28 protein-coding genes are annotated in these 18,409 nt (G+C 66.8%); all 28 read left to right on the plus strand.

The genetic code is table 11. From position 1 onward, the window contains the following. Positions 1-76 precede the first annotated feature (76 nt). A complete protein-coding gene (locus NBW77_RS07590; protein ID WP_131748565.1) occupies positions 77-976 on the plus strand; it encodes an RsmB/NOP family class I SAM-dependent RNA methyltransferase in 900 nt (299 codons plus the stop codon). A gap of 341 nt (positions 977-1,317) precedes the next feature. Then, complete coding sequence (gene rpsL / locus NBW77_RS07595) at positions 1,318-1,692, plus strand: 30S ribosomal protein S12 (RefSeq protein WP_131748563.1); 375 nt, start codon at positions 1,318-1,320, stop codon at positions 1,690-1,692. Beyond that, entirely contained in the window at positions 1,692-2,162 is a 471-nt protein-coding gene (gene rpsG, locus NBW77_RS07600; protein ID WP_131748561.1) for a 30S ribosomal protein S7, read from the plus strand. Before rpsL ends, rpsG begins: the two co-directional genes overlap by 1 nt. A 5-nt stretch (positions 2,163-2,167) precedes the next feature. Further along, entirely contained in the window at positions 2,168-4,264 is a 2,097-nt protein-coding gene (gene fusA, locus NBW77_RS07605) for an elongation factor G (protein ID WP_250279487.1), read from the plus strand. A gap of 110 nt (positions 4,265-4,374) precedes the next feature. Further along, positions 4,375-5,568 carry an elongation factor Tu gene (gene tuf, locus NBW77_RS07610; protein WP_131748559.1) on the plus strand — a complete coding sequence of 398 codons (1,194 nt, stop codon included), beginning with the start codon at positions 4,375-4,377 and terminating at the stop codon, positions 5,566-5,568. 163 nt (positions 5,569-5,731) lie between these two features. Continuing rightward, positions 5,732-6,040, plus strand: coding sequence for a 30S ribosomal protein S10 (gene rpsJ / locus NBW77_RS07615; protein ID WP_013875113.1), 309 nt, complete (start codon positions 5,732-5,734; stop codon positions 6,038-6,040). A 16-nt stretch (positions 6,041-6,056) separates the two neighbouring features. Next, entirely contained in the window at positions 6,057-6,791 is a 735-nt protein-coding gene (gene rplC, locus NBW77_RS07620) for a 50S ribosomal protein L3 (RefSeq protein WP_131748557.1), read from the plus strand. After that, positions 6,788-7,600 (plus strand): 50S ribosomal protein L4, encoded by an 813-nt coding sequence (gene rplD / locus NBW77_RS07625; protein WP_131748555.1) that lies wholly within the window; start codon positions 6,788-6,790, stop codon positions 7,598-7,600. The genes rplC and rplD overlap by 4 nt, the downstream gene beginning before the upstream one ends. After that, positions 7,597-7,893, plus strand: coding sequence for a 50S ribosomal protein L23 (rplW, locus tag NBW77_RS07630; protein WP_131748553.1), 297 nt, complete (start codon positions 7,597-7,599; stop codon positions 7,891-7,893). The genes rplD and rplW overlap by 4 nt, the downstream gene beginning before the upstream one ends. Before the next feature lie 145 nt (positions 7,894-8,038). Continuing rightward, positions 8,039-8,872, plus strand: a complete 834-nt coding sequence (gene rplB / locus NBW77_RS07635; protein ID WP_131748551.1) for a 50S ribosomal protein L2 — start codon at positions 8,039-8,041, stop codon at positions 8,870-8,872. 73 nt (positions 8,873-8,945) lie between these two features. Then, positions 8,946-9,227, plus strand: coding sequence for a 30S ribosomal protein S19 (gene rpsS, locus NBW77_RS07640; RefSeq protein ID WP_131748549.1), 282 nt, complete (start codon positions 8,946-8,948; stop codon positions 9,225-9,227). Beyond that, entirely contained in the window at positions 9,220-9,630 is a 411-nt protein-coding gene (gene rplV, locus NBW77_RS07645; protein ID WP_131748547.1) for a 50S ribosomal protein L22, read from the plus strand. The genes rpsS and rplV overlap by 8 nt, the downstream gene beginning before the upstream one ends. Then, positions 9,630-10,589 carry a 30S ribosomal protein S3 gene (gene rpsC / locus NBW77_RS07650; protein WP_250279488.1) on the plus strand — a complete coding sequence of 320 codons (960 nt, stop codon included), beginning with the start codon at positions 9,630-9,632 and terminating at the stop codon, positions 10,587-10,589. The genes rplV and rpsC overlap by 1 nt, the downstream gene beginning before the upstream one ends. 4 nt (positions 10,590-10,593) lie before the next feature. Continuing rightward, a complete protein-coding gene (gene rplP / locus NBW77_RS07655) occupies positions 10,594-11,010 on the plus strand; it encodes a 50S ribosomal protein L16 (protein WP_131748539.1) in 417 nt (138 codons plus the stop codon). After that, positions 11,010-11,294: a 50S ribosomal protein L29 gene (rpmC, locus tag NBW77_RS07660; RefSeq protein ID WP_131748538.1), complete on the plus strand. Its 285-nt coding sequence runs from the start codon at positions 11,010-11,012 to the stop codon at positions 11,292-11,294. The genes rplP and rpmC overlap by 1 nt, the downstream gene beginning before the upstream one ends. A gap of 5 nt (positions 11,295-11,299) precedes the next feature. Next, complete coding sequence (rpsQ, locus tag NBW77_RS07665; protein WP_242606072.1) at positions 11,300-11,608, plus strand: 30S ribosomal protein S17; 309 nt, start codon at positions 11,300-11,302, stop codon at positions 11,606-11,608. A gap of 183 nt (positions 11,609-11,791) precedes the next feature. Beyond that, complete coding sequence (gene rplN, locus NBW77_RS07670; protein ID WP_131748536.1) at positions 11,792-12,160, plus strand: 50S ribosomal protein L14; 369 nt, start codon at positions 11,792-11,794, stop codon at positions 12,158-12,160. 2 nt (positions 12,161-12,162) lie between these two features. Next, entirely contained in the window at positions 12,163-12,489 is a 327-nt protein-coding gene (gene rplX / locus NBW77_RS07675; RefSeq protein WP_131748541.1) for a 50S ribosomal protein L24, read from the plus strand. 8 nt (positions 12,490-12,497) lie between these two features. Then, positions 12,498-13,067 carry a 50S ribosomal protein L5 gene (gene rplE / locus NBW77_RS07680; RefSeq protein ID WP_131748534.1) on the plus strand — a complete coding sequence of 190 codons (570 nt, stop codon included), beginning with the start codon at positions 12,498-12,500 and terminating at the stop codon, positions 13,065-13,067. Between the two features lie 58 nt (positions 13,068-13,125). After that, on the plus strand, positions 13,126-13,311 hold the full coding sequence (locus tag NBW77_RS07685) for a type Z 30S ribosomal protein S14 (RefSeq protein ID WP_131748532.1): 186 nt from the start codon (positions 13,126-13,128) through the stop codon (positions 13,309-13,311). 150 nt (positions 13,312-13,461) lie between these two features. Then, positions 13,462-13,869: a 30S ribosomal protein S8 gene (gene rpsH, locus NBW77_RS07690; protein ID WP_131748530.1), complete on the plus strand. Its 408-nt coding sequence runs from the start codon at positions 13,462-13,464 to the stop codon at positions 13,867-13,869. A 10-nt stretch (positions 13,870-13,879) separates the two neighbouring features. Beyond that, positions 13,880-14,416 (plus strand): 50S ribosomal protein L6, encoded by a 537-nt coding sequence (rplF, locus tag NBW77_RS07695; RefSeq protein WP_250279490.1) that lies wholly within the window; start codon positions 13,880-13,882, stop codon positions 14,414-14,416. An 11-nt stretch (positions 14,417-14,427) separates the two neighbouring features. Then, the gene (gene rplR, locus NBW77_RS07700; protein ID WP_250279491.1) at positions 14,428-14,796 is read left to right on the plus strand and encodes a 50S ribosomal protein L18; all 369 of its coding nucleotides are present in this window, start codon (positions 14,428-14,430) and stop codon (positions 14,794-14,796) included. A 49-nt stretch (positions 14,797-14,845) separates the two neighbouring features. Beyond that, complete coding sequence (gene rpsE, locus NBW77_RS07705; protein ID WP_250279492.1) at positions 14,846-15,454, plus strand: 30S ribosomal protein S5; 609 nt, start codon at positions 14,846-14,848, stop codon at positions 15,452-15,454. Continuing rightward, on the plus strand, positions 15,454-15,639 hold the full coding sequence (rpmD, locus tag NBW77_RS07710; protein ID WP_131748477.1) for a 50S ribosomal protein L30: 186 nt from the start codon (positions 15,454-15,456) through the stop codon (positions 15,637-15,639). The genes rpsE and rpmD overlap by 1 nt, the downstream gene beginning before the upstream one ends. After that, a complete protein-coding gene (rplO, locus tag NBW77_RS07715; protein ID WP_131748475.1) occupies positions 15,636-16,130 on the plus strand; it encodes a 50S ribosomal protein L15 in 495 nt (164 codons plus the stop codon). The genes rpmD and rplO overlap by 4 nt, the downstream gene beginning before the upstream one ends. A gap of 263 nt (positions 16,131-16,393) precedes the next feature. Further along, positions 16,394-17,686, plus strand: a complete 1,293-nt coding sequence (secY, locus tag NBW77_RS07720) for a preprotein translocase subunit SecY (RefSeq protein WP_250279493.1) — start codon at positions 16,394-16,396, stop codon at positions 17,684-17,686. Next, the gene (locus tag NBW77_RS07725) at positions 17,686-18,339 is read left to right on the plus strand and encodes an adenylate kinase (protein WP_131748473.1); all 654 of its coding nucleotides are present in this window, start codon (positions 17,686-17,688) and stop codon (positions 18,337-18,339) included. The genes secY and NBW77_RS07725 overlap by 1 nt, the downstream gene beginning before the upstream one ends. Positions 18,340-18,409 lie beyond the last annotated feature (70 nt).

Genomic DNA, 18,409 nt, shown 5'->3' on the forward strand with positions numbered 1-18,409 from the left:
GTCCGGAGGTGCGCGGGTCGGAGGGGGAAGCCGCAAACGCACGGTGTTCGTGAGACGCCTCTGCGAGATCTTCGGCATGAGTGAGGGCGACGTTGTCGCCCGTCTGTCACTCGACCGTCGGACCGGCGTCCGGGTCAACCGGCTTTCGCCACTCGGGGTGGACGCGGTACACCGTGCCATCGCCGACCTTGGTCTCACGCTCGAGCCGCTCGGCTGGTGTCCCGACGGCTACCTCCTCGGCGGCGAGAAGCGGGTGCTGTCGGCCTCCGACGTCTTCGGCGGTGGCCATGCCTACATCCAGAACATCTCCAGCCTGGTGCCCGCGCTGGCCCTGGGTCCCCTGCCGGGGGAGTCGATCCTCGACCTGTGCGCGGCGCCGGGCGGCAAGACGGCCCACATCGCCGCGCTCGTCGGCAACGGCGCGAGCGTCTGGGCGAACGACGGCATCAAGCCCCGGCTGGAGAAGCTGCGCGAGGTGACACGGCAGTTCCACGTCAGTCTCGCCGCGGCCACCTGCCACCCTGCCCAGTACGCCGACAAGTTCGTCGAGGCGCGCTTCGACCGGGTGCTGCTGGACGCTCAGTGCAGCGGTGAGGGCCTGGTCGACCTGCGCGATTCCGCCGCGCTGCGGTACTGGAGCGAACAGCGGGTGACCAACTACGGCTGGCTGCAGCGCAAGATGCTCGTCGCGGCCTGCCGGTTACTGCGTCCGGGTGGGACCCTGGTCTACTCGACCTGCACGTTCGGGCCGGAGGAGAACGAGGCACCGCTGAGCCACCTCCTGCGCCACCACCCCGTCGAGGTGTGCCCGATCGACGTCGACATCGACCGCCACGCGCCGGGTGCGTGGCGTCCGGGCCTGCGGCACTGGGGTGCCGAGACCTACGACCCGGCGCTGGCCGGCGCCCGGCGGATCCTTCCGGGCGAGGAATTCGAGGGATTCTTCGTCTGCAAGCTGCGCAGGCTGCCAGACTGAGCCGACCGGACGGGCGTACCGGGTGTACCGGGCATGACCCGCCGCGGCGACCCCGATTCGACATACCCGCTGCCGGGTCTGTAGTCTCCTTTCCTGCGGCGCTATGCGTTGCAAGTTTGACCTGTGTCTTGCGCCATCCCCTGGCGCCGTGGCCCGTCCTGCGGGGCCGGCGGTGACTTCGGACGGCCCGGCCTCACGAAGGCGGGCGGGCGTATTCCCATGGCAGACCGTCGGGCTTACCGGAGGTTCCCAAGGGGGTGCGACACACCCGACCGCGTGGGTCGGACACAGCCGACATAACGGCAGGTACAGGCAGGGACGGAAGAGGAACGGGAGCGGCGTTGCCGACGATCCAGCAGTTGGTCCGCAAGGGCCGGCAGGACAAGGTCGAGAAGACCAAGACCCCGGCGCTCAAGGGGAGCCCGCAGCGTCGTGGCGTGTGCACCCGCGTCTACACGACCACGCCCAAGAAGCCGAACTCGGCGTTGCGTAAGGTCGCCCGTGTCCGGCTCCACAGCGGGATGGAGGTCACCGCCTACATCCCCGGGGTGGGGCACAACCTGCAGGAGCACTCGATCGTCCTGGTTCGTGGCGGCCGAGTGAAGGACCTTCCGGGCGTCCGTTACAAGATCGTCCGCGGGACGCTGGACACCCAGGGTGTCCGCAACCGTAAGCAGGCACGCAGCAAGTACGGAGCGAAGAAGGAGAAGGCCTGATGCCACGCAAGGGCCCGGCTCCCAAGCACGCCGTCGTCATCGATCCGGTCTACGGCTCACCGCTGGTGACAGCGTTGGTCAACAAGGTTCTTCTGAGCGGCAAGAAGTCGCTGGCCGAGCGGATCGTCTACGGCGCGCTCGAGGGTGCTCGGGAGAAGACCGGTAACGACCCCGTGGTCACGCTGAAGCGTGCCCTCGACAACGTCAAGCCGACCCTGGAGGTGCGCAGCCGCCGGGTCGGTGGCGCGACCTATCAGGTCCCGGTCGAGGTGCGGGCGAGCCGGAGCACGACACTCGCGTTGCGCTGGCTGGTGGGCTATGCCCGGCAGCGGCGTGAGAAGACCATGACCGAGCGCCTCATGAACGAGCTGATCGACGCGAGTAACGGTCTCGGCGCGAGCGTGAAACGGCGTGAGGACACCCACAAGATGGCGGAGTCCAACAAGGCCTTCGCCCACTACCGCTGGTAATCGACATGTCTGCTGACATACATGCCGCGTTGGCCTCCACCCGCAACATCGGGATCATGGCCCATATCGACGCGGGCAAGACCACGACCACCGAGCGGATCCTGTTCTACACCGGCGTCAACTACAAGATCGGTGAAGTCCACGACGGCGGCGCCACCATGGACTGGATGGAACAGGAGCAGGAGCGGGGGATCACCATCACCTCCGCAGCCACCACCTGTACGTGGCGGGACCACACCATCAACATCATCGATACCCCGGGCCACGTCGACTTCACGGTCGAGGTGGAGCGTTCGCTGCGGGTCCTCGACGGTGCCGTCGCGGTTTTCGACGCGGTGGCCGGCGTGGAGCCGCAGAGCGAGACCGTCTGGCGCCAGGCCGACCGCTACAACGTCCCGCGGATCGCGTTCGTCAACAAGATGGACCGGGTCGGCGCAGAGTTCCACCGCTGCGTGGACATGATGGTCGACCGGCTTGCCGCGACCCCGGCCGTCATCCAGCTCCCGTGGGGCGTCGAGGCGGACTTCAAGGGCATCATCGACCTGGTCACGATGAAGGGTCTGCTCTGGCACACGGAGGACAAGGGCGCGTCCTTCGAGACCGTCGAGATCCCGCGTGACCACCTTGAGGCTGCCCAGGAGTGGCGGGACAAGCTCGTCGAGACCGTCGCCGAGAACGACGACAGCCTGATGGAGCTCTACCTCGAGGGTGAGGAGCCTTCCGAGGAGCAGCTACGGGCGGCGCTGCGTCGGGCGACCCTGTCCGGTGCGGTGAATCCGGTCCTGTGCGGGTCGGCGTTCAAGAACAAGGGCGTGCAGCCCATGCTCGACGCCGTCGTCGACTTCCTCCCGAGCCCGATGGACATCGGCACCACCGTCGGCCACGCGATGGGCAGCGAGGAGACCGAGGTCTCCCGGGAACCAGTCGAGAACGAGCCGTTCTCCGCGCTCGCCTTCAAAATCATGACTGACCCGTACGTCGGAAAGCTGACCTACATCCGGGTCTACTCGGGACGTCTCACCGCCGGCTCCCCGGTGCTGAACTCGACGAAGGACCGCAAGGAGCGGATCGGCCGCATCCTCCAGATGCACGCCAACCACCGTGAGGACCGCGAGGGTGCCGGCGCCGGTCAGATCGTGGCCGTCGTGGGCTTGAAGAACACCACGACCGGTGACACGCTCTGCGACCCGAACAGCCCGATCATTCTTGAGTCGATGACCTTCCCGGCCCCGGTCATCAGTGTCGCGATCGAGCCGAAGACCAAGGCCGACCAGCAGAAGTTGGGCACCGCCATCGGCCGCCTCGCCGAGGAGGACCCGACCTTCCAGGTCCGGACCGACGAGGAGACCGGTCAGACGATCATCGCGGGCATGGGCGAGCTGCACCTTGACGTGCTCGTCGACCGGATGCGCCGCGAGTTCGGGGTCACCGCCAACGTCGGTAAGCCCCAGGTCGCCTACCGGGAGACCATCCGGCGCAAGGTCGAGAAGGTCGACTACACCCACAAGAAGCAGACCGGTGGCTCGGGGCAGTACGCCCGGGTGATTATCAATCTTGAGCCTTCCGGCGGTGACGGCGGTGGTTACGAGTTCGCGAACAAGGTCACCGGTGGTCGCATCCCGCGTGAGTACATCCCGTCGGTCGATGCTGGGTGCCAGGAGGCGATGGAGTTCGGCGTGCTCGCCGGCTACCCCCTCGTCGACGTGAAGGTGACCCTCACCGACGGGCAGTACCACGATGTCGACTCGTCCGAGCTCGCCTTCAAGATCGCCGGTTCGATGGCCTTCAAGGAGGCGGCACGCAAGGCCGACCCGGTGCTGCTTGAGCCGATGATGGCGGTCGAGGTCACCACACCCGAGGACTACATGGGTGATGTGATCGGCGACCTGAACTCGCGGCGTGGGCAGATCCAGGCCATGGACGAGCGGTCCGGCGCGCGCATCGTGAAGGCGATCGTCCCGCTGTCGGAGATGTTCGGCTACGTCGGAGACCTGCGCTCGAAGACATCGGGCCGGGCTGTCTATTCGATGCAGTTCGACTCCTATGCCGAGGTTCCGGCGGGAGTCGCCAAGGAGATCATCGCGAAAGCACGCGGGGAGTGACGGGTGGTCCGGGGGATTGCATCAGGAAGGTCTCCCGGGCCCGACCCGACCACTGATCACTAGTAGGCCACTAGCACGGCACGACACCACCCGTCCTTGGAGGGACACCCGTGGCGAAGCAGAAGTTCGAGCGGAACAAGCCGCATGTCAACATCGGCACCATCGGTCACATCGACCATGGCAAGACCACGCTGACCGCGGCGATCACCAAGGTCCTGCACGACGCGCACCCGGAGCTGAACCCCTTCACGCCGTTCGACCAGATCGACAAGGCGCCGGAGGAGAAGGCCCGCGGGATCACGATCTCGATCGCTCACGTCGAGTACCAGACCGACAACCGGCACTACGCCCACGTCGACTGCCCCGGCCACGCCGACTACATCAAGAACATGATCACCGGTGCCGCCCAGATGGACGGCGCGATCCTGGTCGTGTCGGCGACCGACGGTCCGATGCCGCAGACCAAGGAGCACGTGCTGCTCGCCCGCCAGGTCGGCGTGCCCTACATCGTCGTGGCGCTGAACAAGGCCGACATGGTCGACGACGAGGAAATCCTCGAGCTCGTCGAGCTGGAGGTCCGTGAGCTGCTGAGCTCGTATGAGTTCCCCGGCGACGACGTGCCGGTCGTGCGCGTCTCGGCGCTCAAGGCGCTTGAGGGCGACAAGGAGTGGGGCGCGAAGCTCCTGGAGCTCATGCAGGCTGTCGACGACTCCATTCCGGAGCCGGAGCGTGACATCGACAAGCCCTTCCTCATGCCGATCGAGGACGTCTTCACGATCACTGGCCGTGGCACTGTTGTCACCGGCCGCGTGGAGCGCGGTGTCGTCAAGGTCAGCGAGACCGTTGAGATCGTCGGTATCCGGCCGGATGTCACCACGACGACCGTCACCGGTGTCGAGATGTTCCGCAAGCTGCTCGACGAGGGGCGCGCCGGAGACAACGTCGGCCTGCTCCTGCGCGGTGTGAAGCGCGAGGACGTCGAGCGTGGCCAGGTCGTCACCAAGCCCAAGTCGATCACGCCGCACACCAACTTCGAGGCGCAGGTCTACATCCTCAGCAAGGACGAGGGTGGTCGCCACACGCCGTTCTTCAATAACTACCGTCCGCAGTTCTACTTCCGGACGACCGACGTGACCGGCGTGGTGACCCTTCCTGAGGGCACCGAGATGGTCATGCCGGGCGACAACACCGAGATGACGGTCGAGCTCATCCAGCCGATCGCCATGGAGGACGGCCTGCGGTTCGCCATCCGTGAGGGTGGCCGGACCGTCGGCGCCGGTCGCGTCACCAAGATTCTGAAGTAGTCGCCGCGAGCGGCGGGCTTGACGATCCACAAGGATGCGGCTCGCCGCTCGCGCGGTGCACGGACTTGACAACAAGCGGTACATCCGGCGGCAGCTCCGGCCAGGAACGGACCCGGCAGGGCCAGCGAGCCGGACGAGACAGACAGGACAGGCGAAGCCCACCATGGCGGCACAGAAGATCCGCATCCGGCTCAAGGCCTACGACCACGAGATCATCGACAGTTCGGCGCGAAAGATCGTCGAGACGGTGACGCGGACTGGTGCGCAGGTCGCGGGACCGGTGCCGCTGCCGACGGAGAAGAACGTCTACTGCGTGATCCGGTCTCCGCACAAGTACAAGGACAGCCGCGAGCACTTCGAGATGCGCACGCACAAGCGGCTGATCGACATTCTTGACCCGACGCCGAAGACGGTCGACTCGTTGATGCGGCTCGACCTTCCTGCCGGTGTCGACATCGAGATCAAGCTTTAAAGGGGCCGGCGCAGTCATGCTCAATCGCAACTACAGGGGGCTCCTGGGCACGAAGCTCGGGATGACCCAGGTATGGGACGCGAACAACCGTATCGTCCCGGTCACGGTGATCCAGGCCGGGCCGAACGTGGTGACGCAGATCAGGACACCGGATTCGGACGGTTACTCGGCAGTTCAGCTCGGCTACGGTGAAGTCGACCCGCGCCGGGTGACGCAGCCTCTGCGTGGTCACTTCGCGCGGGCCGGGGTACCGCCGCGCCGCCACCTGGTGGAGCTGCGCACGGCGGACGCCGGTAACTACCGGCCCGGCCAGGAGCTGACCGGCGACGTCTTCGCCGCGGGTGCCGTGGTGGACGTGACCGGCACATCCAAGGGCAAGGGTTTCGCCGGTGTGATGAAGCGTCACGGCTTCAAGGGACTGGGCGCAGGCCACGGCGTCGAGCGTAAGCACCGCTCGCCGGGTTCCGTCGGCGGTTGCGCCACCCCGGGCCGCGTCTTCAAGGGCCTGCGGATGGCCGGGCGGATGGGGCACGAGCGGGTCACCACTCCCAGCCTCACGGTGCACGCCGTCGACACCGAACGCGGCTTTCTGCTGATCAAGGGTGCGGTGCCTGGTCCCGACGGTGGTCTGGTGCTCGTCCGCAGCGCGGCGAAGCGCCCCGCGCCGGTGGACTTCGAGCCTGTCACCGAGACGCCCAGCGCCAGCGCCAGCGGCGACGCCGCGACGTCCAGTGAGGAGGTATCGGCATGAGCGCTGCGACAGCGTCGGCGCGCACGCGATCCCGGGATGCCGGGGACGACATCGCGGTGCCGGAGACCCGCACGGTCGTCGTTCACGCTCCCGCGGGCGGCGAGACCGGCAGTGTCGAACTGCCCGGGGCGGTGTTCGATGTCGCGGTGAACGTGCCGCTCATCCATCAGGTGGTGGTGGCTCAGCTCGCCGCGGCGCGACAGGGCACCCACTCCACGCTGACCCGCGGTGAGGTCCGCGGCGGTGGGCGCAAGCCATACCGGCAGAAGGGCACCGGCCGGGCCCGGCAGGGCTCGCTGCGTGCCCCGCAGTTCACCGGTGGCGGCGTCGTCCACGGCCCCAAGCCCCGTTCGTACGACCAGCGCACGCCCAAGAAGATGAAGGCCGCCGCGCTGCGCGGTGCCCTCTCCGACCGGGCGCGCCACAACCGGGTGCATGTCGTGTCCTCACTCGTGGCGGGCGAGACCCCGTCGACGAAGACGGCGCTCACGGCCCTGCGGGCGATCGCGGATACCCGTCACGTGCTGGTGGTCGCGGTCCGAGAGGACGAGCTCACCTGGAAGAGCCTGCGCAACGTTCCTGTTGTGCACCTGCTCGACCCCGGACAGCTCAACACCTACGACGTACTCGTCAGTGACGACGTCGTGTTCACCGAGGGTGCCCTGGCTGCCTTCCTGGCTCGCGCACAGGCGCCGGCCGGGCGCGGGTCGGAAACCACCGACCTCGCCGCCGCGGTGGACATCCTGGGAGCCCAGGAGCCCGCGGCCGGATCCGATGACGACGCGGAAGCCGAGGAGGAAGCCAAGTGATCCCCGACCCGCGTGACGTGATCATCAAGCCGGTCGTCTCCGAGAAGAGTTACGGCCTGCTGGACGAGAACGTCTACACGTTCATCGTCCGCCCGGACGCGAACAAGACCGAGATCAAGATTGCGGTCCAGCAGATCTTCAACGTCCGGGTGACCCGGGTGAACACCATCAACCGTCCGGGCAAGCGCAAGCGCACCAAGGGCGGTTGGGGTCAGCGCAGGTCCACCAAGCGGGCCATGGTCAGCCTGGCGGCCGGGGACTCCATTGAGATCTTCGGAGGCCCCAATGCCTGACGGAATCTCCGGCGTGATCGCGTTTGGCTCGCCAATCACCACGCCGGGATCCAGTGGGATGCCGGGGACGACACAAGCCGACGAGAACGCCGCCAGGCGCCCGCTGGACCTGGCGCGTCGTAGCTCGGATACGGGTAGGTAAACGATGGGTATACGTAGGTACAAGCCGACCACACCGGGACGCCGCGGCTCGAGCGTGGCCGACTTCGTCGAGATCACACGTGACCACCCGGAGAAGTCGCTGGTCCGCCCGCTGCACTCCAAGGGCGGTCGCAACGTCCATGGGCGCATCACCACGCGCCACCAGGGCGGTGGCCACAAGCGCGCCTACCGTCTGATCGACTTCCGGCGGGACAAGGACGGCGTGCCGGCCAAGGTCGCGCACATCGAGTACGACCCGAACCGGACCGCCCGGATCGCCCTGCTCCACTACGCCGACGGCGAGAAGCGTTACATCCTCGCGCCGGTGAAGCTCAAACAGGGTGACACGGTCAGCTCCGGTACGACCGCCGACATCAAGCCCGGCAACGCGCTCCCGCTGCGCAACATCCCGACCGGCACGGTGGTGCATGCCATCGAGCTGCGGCCGGGCGGTGGCGCGAAGATCGCACGCAGTGCGGGCACCAGCGTTCAGCTGGTGGCCAAGGACGGTCCCTTCGCCCAGCTGCGGATGCCTTCGGGTGAGATCCGTAACGTCGACGTCCGCTGCCGCGCCACGGTCGGCGAGGTCGGCAACGCCGAGCAGAGCAACATCAACTGGGGTAAGGCCGGCCGGATGCGCTGGAAGGGTCGTCGTCCCACCGTCCGCGGTGTGGCGATGAACCCGGTCGACCACCCGCACGGTGGTGGCGAGGGCAAGACCTCGGGTGGTCGCCACCCGGTGAACCCGGCCGGTAAGCCCGAGGGCCGCACCCGCAGGACCCGCAAGTCGAGCGACGCGCTGATTGTCCGTCGTCGGAAGCAGAACAGGCGGCGGTAATCATGATGATCCCCACCCGGTGTCACGCGACGCCTGTCCATCGGATCTGAGCAGGAAGGAGGAGACACACGCCATGCCACGTAGCCTTAAGAAGGGCCCGTTCGTCGACGACCACCTGCTCAAGAAGGTGGACCTGCAGAACGCCAAGGGCACGAAGAACGTCATCAAGACCTGGTCGCGGCGCTCGACGGTGATCCCGGACATGCTGGGACACACCATTGCCGTACATGACGGCCGCAAGCACGTCCCGGTGTTCATCACCGAGGGGATGGTCGGTCACAAGCTCGGCGAGTTCGCGCCGACCAGGACGTTCCGCGGTCACATCAAGGAAGACCGGAGGTCACGCCGTGGCTGACGATCTCGTCGACGGGCTCACCCGGTCCGGGTTGTCCGGCGCGAAGGCGTCGGCCCGCTACGTCCGGGTGTCGCCGACCAAGGCGCGCCGGGTCGTCGACCTGGTCCGTGGCCGGTCGGCCGGCGAAGCCCTCGACATCCTCCGGTTCGCCCCGCAGGCAGCCAGCGAGGACGTCTTCAAGGTGGTCGCGAGCGCGGTGGCGAACGCCGAGCACAACCACGGCCTGGACCCGTCCACGCTCTGGGTGGGTGAGGCCTATGTCGACGAGGGGCCGACGCTCAAGCGCATCCGTCCGCGGGCACAAGGCCGTGCCTATCGCATCCGCAAGCGGACCAGCCACATCACGGTCGTCGTGGAGAGCCGGCAGCCGGTTGCGACGCAGAGTGCAGGGAGGGCCCGGTAGTGGGACAGAAGGTCAACCCGCACGGGTTCCGGCTCGGGATCACTTCGGAGTTCACTTCCCGCTGGTACGCCGACAAGCAGTACAAGGCGTACGTCGGCGAGGACGTGAAGATCCGTAAGATGATGTCCCGGGGTATGGAGCGTGCGGGAATCAGCCGGGTCGACATCGAGCGCACCCAGGGACGGCTGCGGGTGGACATCCACACCGCCCGTCCCGGGATCGTCATCGGACGCCGTGGCGCCGAGGCCGACCGCATCCGCGGTGACCTCGAGAAGCTGACCGGTAAGCAGGTCCAGCTCAACATCCTCGAGGTGAAGAACCCTGAGGTGGACGCCCAGCTTGTCGCGCAGGGCGTGGCGGAGCAGCTGTCCAGCCGGGTGAGTTTCCGGCGGGCGATGCGCAAGGCCATGCAGTCGGCGATGAAGGGCGGCGCCAAGGGCATCCGGGTGCAGTGCTCGGGACGCCTCGGCGGTGCCGAGATGAGCCGGTCGGAGTTCTACCGCGAGGGTCGGGTGCCGCTGCACACGCTGCGCGCGGACATCAACTACGGGTTCTACGAGGCCCGGACGACCTTCGGTCGTATCGGGGTCAAGGTCTGGATCTACAAGGGCGACGTCGTGCAGAGCCGCGCGGAGCGGGAGGCGCAGGAGGCACTTCAGCGCCAGCACCGCCGGGAGCGCCCACGCCGTGGGCCGCGTTCCGGATCGTCGGGTACCACCACGGGTGGCACCGACGCCGGTCGTGCCGCGGCGCGGCAGGGCGAGCGGCGTGGCCGCGGCGGCGGTGGCGGCGGGGGCGGTGGCGGTGGGGAAACGGCTGGGAGCACTCCCGCTGAGGTTCCTTCCGCGCCGGGTACCGCTGCCTCCACGCCTGAGGACGTCGTCCCCGCGGCACCGGTTGCGGCTCCGGCCGACACCGCCACGGCCGCTGGTGGGGCCGCGCAGGAGACGGAGGGCTAGGACGATGCTGATTCCCCGCAAGGTCGCACACCGCAAGCAGCACCACCCCGGTCGTGGCGGTGCGGCCAAGGGCGGCACCAGGCTCGCGTTCGGCGAGTTCGGTATTCAGGCGCTCGAGCCCGCCTATGTGACCAACCGGCAGATCGAGTCGGCGCGTATCGCGATGACCCGTCACATCCGTCGTGGTGGCAAGGTCTGGATCAACATCTATCCGGATCGTCCGCTGACGAAGAAGCCGGCCGAGACCCGGATGGGTTCCGGCAAGGGCTCGCCCGAATGGTGGATCGCCAACGTCAAGCCGGGACGCATGATGTTCGAGCTGTCCGGTGTGACCGAGCCGGTCGCACGGGAGGCGATGCGGCGTGCCATCCACAAGCTTCCGATGAAATGCCGGTTCGTGACCCGCGAGGGAGGTGCGTGATGGCGACCGCGACCGCGGACGAGCTACGGGCACTGTCCGGGCAGGACCTGGTGGACAAGCTGCGCGAGGCCAAGGAGGAGCTGTTTAACCTCCGTTTCCAGGCAGCGACCGGTCAGCTCACCAACAACCGTCGCCTGCAGGCGGTCCGCCGCGACATCGCGCGCATCTACACGGTGCTGCGCGAGCGTGAGCTGGGCCTCACCGACGATCCGGAACTCGTCGGCGCCGGCGTGGCGGTGGCAGTTGACGGCGTCGAGCAGCCGCAGACAACGGAACGGGCGTGAGTGGGATGACAATGGACGACACCCCGAAGGCGGACGGCGCGGCGACGGCGGGCGAGACGACCGGTCGTGGCTTCCGTAAGGTCCGCGAGGGCCTGGTGGTCAGCGACAAGATGGCCAAGACGGTCGTGGTCGCAGTGGAGGACCGGGTCCAGCACCCGCTCTACAGGAAGACGATCAGGCGCACCAAGAAGGTCAAGGCGCACGACGAGAACAGCACCACCGGTGTCGGCGACCGGGTCCTGCTCATGGAGACCCGACCGTTGTCGGCGACGAAGCGCTGGCGCGTGGTGGAGATCCTGGAGAAGGCCAAGTAGGCGGCGCAGGGAGCAGAACGGCCGAGGGCGGCGTTGCGCATTAGTTCTGCGCCGCCGGAGGCCCCGAGAAGAGCAGGACGGCCAAGGGCGGCGCAATCATCTTTTGCGTCGCAGGCACGCCTGGTAGTGGTCTAGCGAGCCGGCCGCCGGCAGGCGGGCGCCGACGCAGTTCGGGAGCGGGAAGTGATCCAGCAGGAGTCGCGACTTCGGGTCGCCGACAACACGGGTGCCAGGGAACTGCTGTGCATCCGGGTACTCGGTGGTTCGGGGCGTCGTTATGCCGGTATCGGCGACATCATCGTCGGGACCGTGAAGGATGCCCTGCCCGGGGCCGGCGTCAAGCGCGGTGACGTGGTCAAGGCGGTCGTCGTACGTACTACCAAGGAGCGCAGGCGTCCCGACGGTTCCTACATCCGTTTTGACGAGAACGCCGCCGTGCTCATCCGGGACGGCGGCGACCCTCGGGGCACGCGCATCTTCGGGCCGGTTGGCCGCGAGCTGCGTGACAAGAAGTTCATGAAGATTATTTCGCTGGCGCCGGAGGTGCTGTGACCGTGGCCGGAATGAAGATCAAGAAAGGTGACACGGTCCAGATCGTGACGGGCAAGGACCGCGGTCTCAAGGGGAAGGTCATCAAGGCGTTCCCCACGGAGAACAAGGTGCTCGTCGAGGGCGCGAACCGGATCACCAAGCACACCCGGGTGAACACCTCCGCCCGTGGCTCGCAGTCCGGTGGGATCATCACCCAGGAAGCGCCCATCCACGTCAGCAATGTCATGATTGTGGACCCGTCAGACGGCCGTCCGACCCGGATCGGCTACCGCATCAACGACGACGGCACGAAGGTGCGGATTTCCCGCCGTACCGGCGCCGAGCTGTAGGGATCGAAATGACTACTACCACCGAATCCCGCCCGCTTCCGAGGCTCAAGCAGCGGTACCGCGAAGAGATCGCGACGGGCCTGCGCGATCAGTTCAAGTACGCCAACGTGATGCAGATCCCGACCGTGGTCAAGGTCGTCGTCAACATGGGCGTCGGTGACGCGGCTCGGGACGCGAAGCTGATCGACGGGGCGCTGCGGGACCTGACCTCGATCACGGGTCAAAAGCCGGCTGTCCGGCGGGCCAAGAAGTCCATCGCGCAGTTCAAACTGCGGGAGGGAATGCCCATCGGCGCGAAGGTCACCCTGCGCGGCGACCGGATGTGGGAGTTCCTGGACCGGCTGGTCTCGGTCGCGCTCCCACGCATCCGCGACTTCCGCGGGCTGGCCCCGAAGCAGTTCGACGGCTCGGGCAACTACACCTTCGGCGTGATCGAGCAGTCGATCTTCCATGAGATCGACATCGATCGTATCGATCGGATCCGCGGCATGGACATCACGGTTGTCACGACCGCTACCACCGATGACGAGGGCCGGGCGCTGCTGCGGGCGCTGGGCTTCCCCTTCCGGGAAAGCTAGGGAACAAAGGCGGTGGGGGGATTTCCCCCACCGCCGGAGGCCGGGAGAGACAAGGCAGATGGCGAAGAAAGCACTTATTGAGAAGGCGATCCGTAAGCCGAAGTTCGGCGTCCGCGGATACACCCGTTGCCAGCGCTGCGGACGTCCGCGGTCGGTCTACCGGGCGTTCGGCCTGTGCCGGGTCTGCCTGCGGCAGATGGCGCATCGCGGCGAGCTTCCGGGCGTCACGAAGAGCTCGTGGTAGCCGAACCAGCACCCCGCCAAAGACGGTGCGATCATGGTTTTTCGCACCGTCGGAGGCGATCGGTAACGTGAAACATGCTCACATCCACCCGTTCGCGGCAGGCCCTGTACCGGTGGTCCGGGGAACCGTCGCGAGGAAGGCTTCAGCCCCATGACGATGACAGATCCGATCGCGGACATGCTGACCCGTGTCCGCAATGCCAACCGGGCATACCACGACCGGGTGGTGATGCCGAACAGCAAGATCAAAACACATATCGCGGAGATCCTCCAGCAGGAGGGTTACATCGCCGGATGGCACGTCGAGGAGGCGCCGGAGGGCGTCGTCGGCGCGTCCCTCATCGTGGAGCTGAAGTACGGACCAAATCGGGAGCGGTCCATCGCCGGGGTGAAGCGCATCAGCAAGCCCGGGCTGCGGGTCTACGCAAAGGCGACCAACCTGCCCAAGGTGCTCGGTGGTCTCGGCGTGGCGATCATCTCCACCTCCTCGGGTCTGCTGACCGACAGGCAGGCCCACAAGCGCGGAGTAGGCGGGGAAGTCCTCGCCTTCGTCTGGTAGGGGTTGCGCGATGTCACGTATCGGACGTCTACCGATTCCGGTGCCCAGCGGCGTGGATATCTCTGTCGAGGGCTCCGAAATCGTCGTCAAGGGCCCGAAGGGCACTCTCAACCACTCCGTGGTCGAACCAATCATCGTCAGCACCGAGGACGGGCAACTGATTGTCAGCCGTCCGGACGACGACCGGCGCTCGCGAGCGTTGCACGGCCTCACCCGGACGCTGGTCGCGAACATGGTGACCGGTGTGACAGCGGGCTACTCCAAGACTCTTGAGATCGTCGGTGTCGGTTACCGCGTGCAGGCCCGGGGCTCGGACCTGGAGTTCGCGCTCGGCTTCAGCCACCCGGTCCCGGTGAAGGCGCCGGACGGTATCCGGTTCGAGGTCCAGACACCGACCCGTTTCGTTGTCCACGGGATCGACAAGCAGCAGGTCGGTGAGGTGGCAGCCAAGATCCGACGGCTCCGCAAACCCGATCCGTACAAGGGCAAGGGCGTGCGGTACCAGGGCGAGGTCGTCCGCCGCAAGGTCGGCAAGTCCGGGAAGTAGGGGAACGGATCATGGCTGTCAGTGTCAGCGCCCAGCGGCGCACGGCGAAGCTTCGCCGGCACACGCGGGTACGCAAGAAGGTGTCGGGCACGCCCGCCCGCCCGCGGCTCGTGGTCACCCGCTCGGCCCGCCACATCTACGCCCAGGTCGTGGACGACCTCGCCGGCCACACTCTCGTGTCAGCGTCCACGTTGGACGCCTCGCTGCGGACCGAGGACGGCGACAAGACCGCACACGCGAGGGCTGTCGGCCAACTGGTCGCGGAGCGTGCCCGGGATGCCGGGATCACCGCGGTGGTGTTCGACCGTGGTGGTCGGACCTACCACGGGCGGATCGCGGCGCTCGCGGACGCCGCCAGGGAAGGTGGGCTCGACTTCTGATGTCCCGACTTCTCATGCGCGGAAACTCAACGAACAGGGAGATTCACTGATGCCAGGCCAGCAGCGCCGCGGAGGCGGCTCCGGCGGCTCGGACCGTCGGGAACGCCGCGACCGCCAGGGCGGCGGTCCGGCGCAGGACAAGAACGCCTACGTCGAGCGTGTCGTCGCCATCAACCGGGTGGCGAAGGTGGTCAAGGGCGGTCGGCGGTTCAGCTTCACGGCGCTCGTCGTGGTCGGGGACGCGGACGGGACCGTAGGTGTCGGGTACGGCAAGGCCAAGGAGGTGCCGGCCGCCATCGCCAAGGGGGTGGAGGAGGCCAAGAAGCACTTCTTCAAGGTGCCGCGGATCGGTTCGACCATCCCGCACCCGATCCAGGGCGAGGCCGCGGCGGGCGTCGTCCTGCTCAAGCCGGCCTCGCCGGGTACCGGGGTCATCGCCGGTGGTCCGGTTCGCGCGGTGCTGGAGTGCGCGGGCGTCCACGACGTCCTGTCGAAGTCGCTCGGCTCGTCGAACCCCATCAACATCGTGCACGCCACCGTCGCCGCGCTGCGCGGCCTGATGCGGCCCGAGGAGATCGCGGCTCGCCGTGGCCTGCCCATCGAGGATGTGGCGCCGCCGGCGATGTTGCGAGCCCGAGCCGCCGGGGCCGGTGTGTGATGACTCGCCTGAAGATCACACAGATTCGGTCCGGGATCGGTGGGACACGCAACCAGCGGGAGACGCTGCGCACCCTCGGTCTGCGTCGGATCAATGCAACGACCGAACGTGATGACCGTCCGGAAGTGCGTGGCATGATCGCAACCGTGACGCATCTCGTCAAGGTCGAGGAGGTGAACGAATGAGCAACCCGACCAGGGAAGTCGATGCCGAGGCGTCCGACGCCCCGCGTGGGCGCGGTCTCAAGGTCCACCACCTGAAGCCCGCGCCGGGTGCGCACAAGGCCAAGGCCCGGGTGGGCCGTGGCGAGGGCTCCAAGGGTAAGACCGCGGGTCGTGGCACCAAGGGGTCCAAGGCGCGCAAGCAGGTCCCGGTCCGCTTCGAGGGTGGGCAGATGCCGCTGCACATGCGGGTGCCCAAGCTCAAGGGGTTCAGGAACCGGTTCCGCACCGAGTACCAGGTTGTGAACGTCGCCACTCTTGCCGAGCTGTTCCCGGCCGGTGGCGCGATCGGCGTGGACGAGCTGGTGGAAGCCGGCGCGGTCCGCCGCAAGACCCTGGTGAAGGTCCTGGGCGACGGGGAGATCGGTGTGGCCCTGACCGTAAGCGCTCATGCGTTCTCCGCTTCCGCGCGGGAGAAAATCCTCGCGGTCGGCGGCAGCGTCGTCGAGATCTGAGCGCTACCGCCAGGCTACCCCTGACCCTGACCATAGCTCCCCGACATGTCGGGGAGCTATGTCCGTGATACTGCCGGCTCCGGAGGTGGACGACGGTCCTACCACCTCCGGAGCCCTGATGTCGGACGCTGCCGCGGGTCCATGTCGGGACGAGTGGACCGTCTCTACTGTTACAGTCGGCACACCGCGCACCGCCGGTCCTATGTTCGGTCGGGACAGTTGTCCACCGAGTGCGTTTGCCGTGACGATCAGCAGGAGGAGTCGTGCTCACCGCCTTCACACGGGCCTTCCGCACGCCCGACCTGCGTAAGAAGCTGCTCTTTACGTTCGGGATCATCGTTCTCTTCCGGTTCGGCAGCGTAATGCCGTCGCCCGGGGTCTCGACTGCCGCGGTCAACAAGTGCCTGTCGTCCGCGAGTGCCGCCAGCAGCAACGTCTATTCGCTGATCAATCTTTTCAGCGGTGGCGCCCTTCTGCAGCTCTCCATCTTCGCGCTGGGCATCATGCCCTACATCACCTCCAGCATCATCATCCAGTTGCTGGTGGTGGTCATTCCGCGTCTCGAGCAGCTGAAGAAGGAAGGCACCTCCGGCGAGCAGAAGCTCACGCAGTACACCCGCTATCTGACGATCGCCCTGGGCGTGCTTCAGGCGACCGGCATCGTTGCGCTGGCCCGCAGTGGCAATCTCTTCCCGGGCTGCTCCTCGGCGATCATTCCGGATACGAGCCTGTTCCGGATCTCGGTCATCGTCATCACGATGACCGCTGGCACCGCGGTCATCATGTGGTTGGGCGAGCTGATCACGGGTCGCGGTGTCGGTAACGGAATGTCCATTCTGATTTTCACTTCGATCGCGGCGGCACTGCCCTCCCAGGGGACCCGGATCCTCCAGGTCGCAGGTGGTGTGGTCTTCACCCTCATCTGCCTGCTGGGGCTCGCGATCGTGGTGTTCGTGGTGTTCGTCGAGCAGTCGCAGCGACGTATCCCGGTGCAGTACGCCAAGCGCCTTATCGGTCGCAGGATGTACGGCGGTACGTCCACCTATCTGCCGATCAAGGTCAACCAGGCCGGCGTCATCCCGGTGATCTTTGCATCCTCGCTGCTCCAGCTCCCGCAACTGCTCGGACAGGTCTGGAAGAACACCACGTTCCAGGACTTCGAACAGCGCTACCTTGCTCGTGGCGATCATCCGCTGTACCTCATCATCTATGCCGGTCTGATCATTTTCTTCACCTACTTCTACGTGGCCATCACTTTCAACCCGACGGAGGTGGCGGATAACATGAAGAAGTACGGCGGCTTCATCCCCGGCATCCGACCCGGCCGACCGACCGCGGAGTACCTCGACCGGGTCCTGTCCCGGATCACCCTTCCCGGTTCGCTCTTCCTCGGCGTCATTACCGTCCTGCCGCTGGCGCTGCTCAACCTCACCAAACAGCAGCCGTTCCCGTTCGCAGGCACATCGGTTCTGATCATCGTGGGTGTGGGGCTGGAGACCGTCAAACAGATCGAAAGCCAGCTCATGCTCCGCAATTACGAAGGTTTTCTGCGGTAGTGCGCCTCGTACTGGTCGGACCGCCGGGTGCCGGCAAGGGCACCCAGGCCGCGTTCATCGCCCAGGCGCGGTCGATTCCGAAGATCTCAACCGGAGACATATTTCGGGCGAACGTACGCGAAGGCACCGAACTGGGAGTGCTCGCGAAGCGTTTCATGGATGCCGGTGATCTTGTTCCTGACGAGATCACCATCGGCATGGTGCGCAACCGGCTGGCCGAGGAGGACGCAGCCAAGGGCTTCCTGCTTGACGGGTTCCCCCGCAACGTGCCCCAGGCCGAGGTCCTCGGCCAGATGCTGGAGGGGATGGGAACCCGCCTCGACGTCGTTCTGGAGCTTGTTGTCGACGACGACGAGGTGGTCCGGCGCCTGTCCGGTCGGCGGACGTGCCGCAACTGTGGCCACATCTGGCACGTCGACTTCGATCCACCCGCACTGGAAGGCATTTGCGACCGCTGCAGCGGCGACCTCTTCCAGCGGGACGACGATCGTTCGGAGACGGTCCGCCACCGTCTTGAGGTGTATGCCGAGCAGACCTCGCCCCTGGTCGCCTACTACGCCGCGAAGGGCCTGCTGATCGGTCTCGACGCGACAGGCCCGGTGGACAACGTCACGGACCGGGCTCTCGACGCCCTGCGGCATTACGCAAGCTGACGAGGGGCATCCCATGTCCGGGATGCATCCGGTCTGCGGACATGCCGCCTGTCCGACAGGCAGACTTGGG

Origin of the sequence: Frankia sp. Cppng1_Ct_nod, assembly GCF_920656135.1 — a bacterium.
Lineage (GTDB): Bacteria > Actinomycetota > Actinomycetes > Frankiales > Frankiaceae > Protofrankia > Protofrankia meridionalis.

What these genes read in the sequence shown, in the direction of transcription:
- NBW77_RS07590 (WP_131748565.1), top strand. Translation starts at nt 77, where the DNA reads ATGAGTGAGGGCGACGTTGTCGCCCGTCTGTCACTCGACCGTCGGACC.
- rpsG (WP_131748561.1), top strand. Translation starts at nt 1,692, where the DNA reads ATGCCACGCAAGGGCCCGGCTCCCAAGCACGCCGTCGTCATCGATCCG.
- fusA (WP_250279487.1), top strand. Translation starts at nt 2,168, where the DNA reads ATGTCTGCTGACATACATGCCGCGTTGGCCTCCACCCGCAACATCGGG.
- rpsJ (WP_013875113.1), top strand. Translation starts at nt 5,732, where the DNA reads ATGGCGGCACAGAAGATCCGCATCCGGCTCAAGGCCTACGACCACGAG.
- rplC (WP_131748557.1), top strand. Translation starts at nt 6,057, where the DNA reads ATGCTCAATCGCAACTACAGGGGGCTCCTGGGCACGAAGCTCGGGATG.
- rplD (WP_131748555.1), top strand. Translation starts at nt 6,788, where the DNA reads ATGAGCGCTGCGACAGCGTCGGCGCGCACGCGATCCCGGGATGCCGGG.
- rplB (WP_131748551.1), top strand. Translation starts at nt 8,039, where the DNA reads ATGGGTATACGTAGGTACAAGCCGACCACACCGGGACGCCGCGGCTCG.
- rpsS (WP_131748549.1), top strand. Translation starts at nt 8,946, where the DNA reads ATGCCACGTAGCCTTAAGAAGGGCCCGTTCGTCGACGACCACCTGCTC.
- rplP (WP_131748539.1), top strand. Translation starts at nt 10,594, where the DNA reads ATGCTGATTCCCCGCAAGGTCGCACACCGCAAGCAGCACCACCCCGGT.
- rpmC (WP_131748538.1), top strand. Translation starts at nt 11,010, where the DNA reads ATGGCGACCGCGACCGCGGACGAGCTACGGGCACTGTCCGGGCAGGAC.
- rpsQ (WP_242606072.1), top strand. Translation starts at nt 11,300, where the DNA reads ATGACAATGGACGACACCCCGAAGGCGGACGGCGCGGCGACGGCGGGC.
- rplE (WP_131748534.1), top strand. Translation starts at nt 12,498, where the DNA reads ATGACTACTACCACCGAATCCCGCCCGCTTCCGAGGCTCAAGCAGCGG.
- NBW77_RS07685 (WP_131748532.1), top strand. Translation starts at nt 13,126, where the DNA reads ATGGCGAAGAAAGCACTTATTGAGAAGGCGATCCGTAAGCCGAAGTTC.
- rpsH (WP_131748530.1), top strand. Translation starts at nt 13,462, where the DNA reads ATGACGATGACAGATCCGATCGCGGACATGCTGACCCGTGTCCGCAAT.
- rplF (WP_250279490.1), top strand. Translation starts at nt 13,880, where the DNA reads ATGTCACGTATCGGACGTCTACCGATTCCGGTGCCCAGCGGCGTGGAT.
- rplR (WP_250279491.1), top strand. Translation starts at nt 14,428, where the DNA reads ATGGCTGTCAGTGTCAGCGCCCAGCGGCGCACGGCGAAGCTTCGCCGG.
- rpsE (WP_250279492.1), top strand. Translation starts at nt 14,846, where the DNA reads ATGCCAGGCCAGCAGCGCCGCGGAGGCGGCTCCGGCGGCTCGGACCGT.
- rpmD (WP_131748477.1), top strand. Translation starts at nt 15,454, where the DNA reads ATGACTCGCCTGAAGATCACACAGATTCGGTCCGGGATCGGTGGGACA.
- rplO (WP_131748475.1), top strand. Translation starts at nt 15,636, where the DNA reads ATGAGCAACCCGACCAGGGAAGTCGATGCCGAGGCGTCCGACGCCCCG.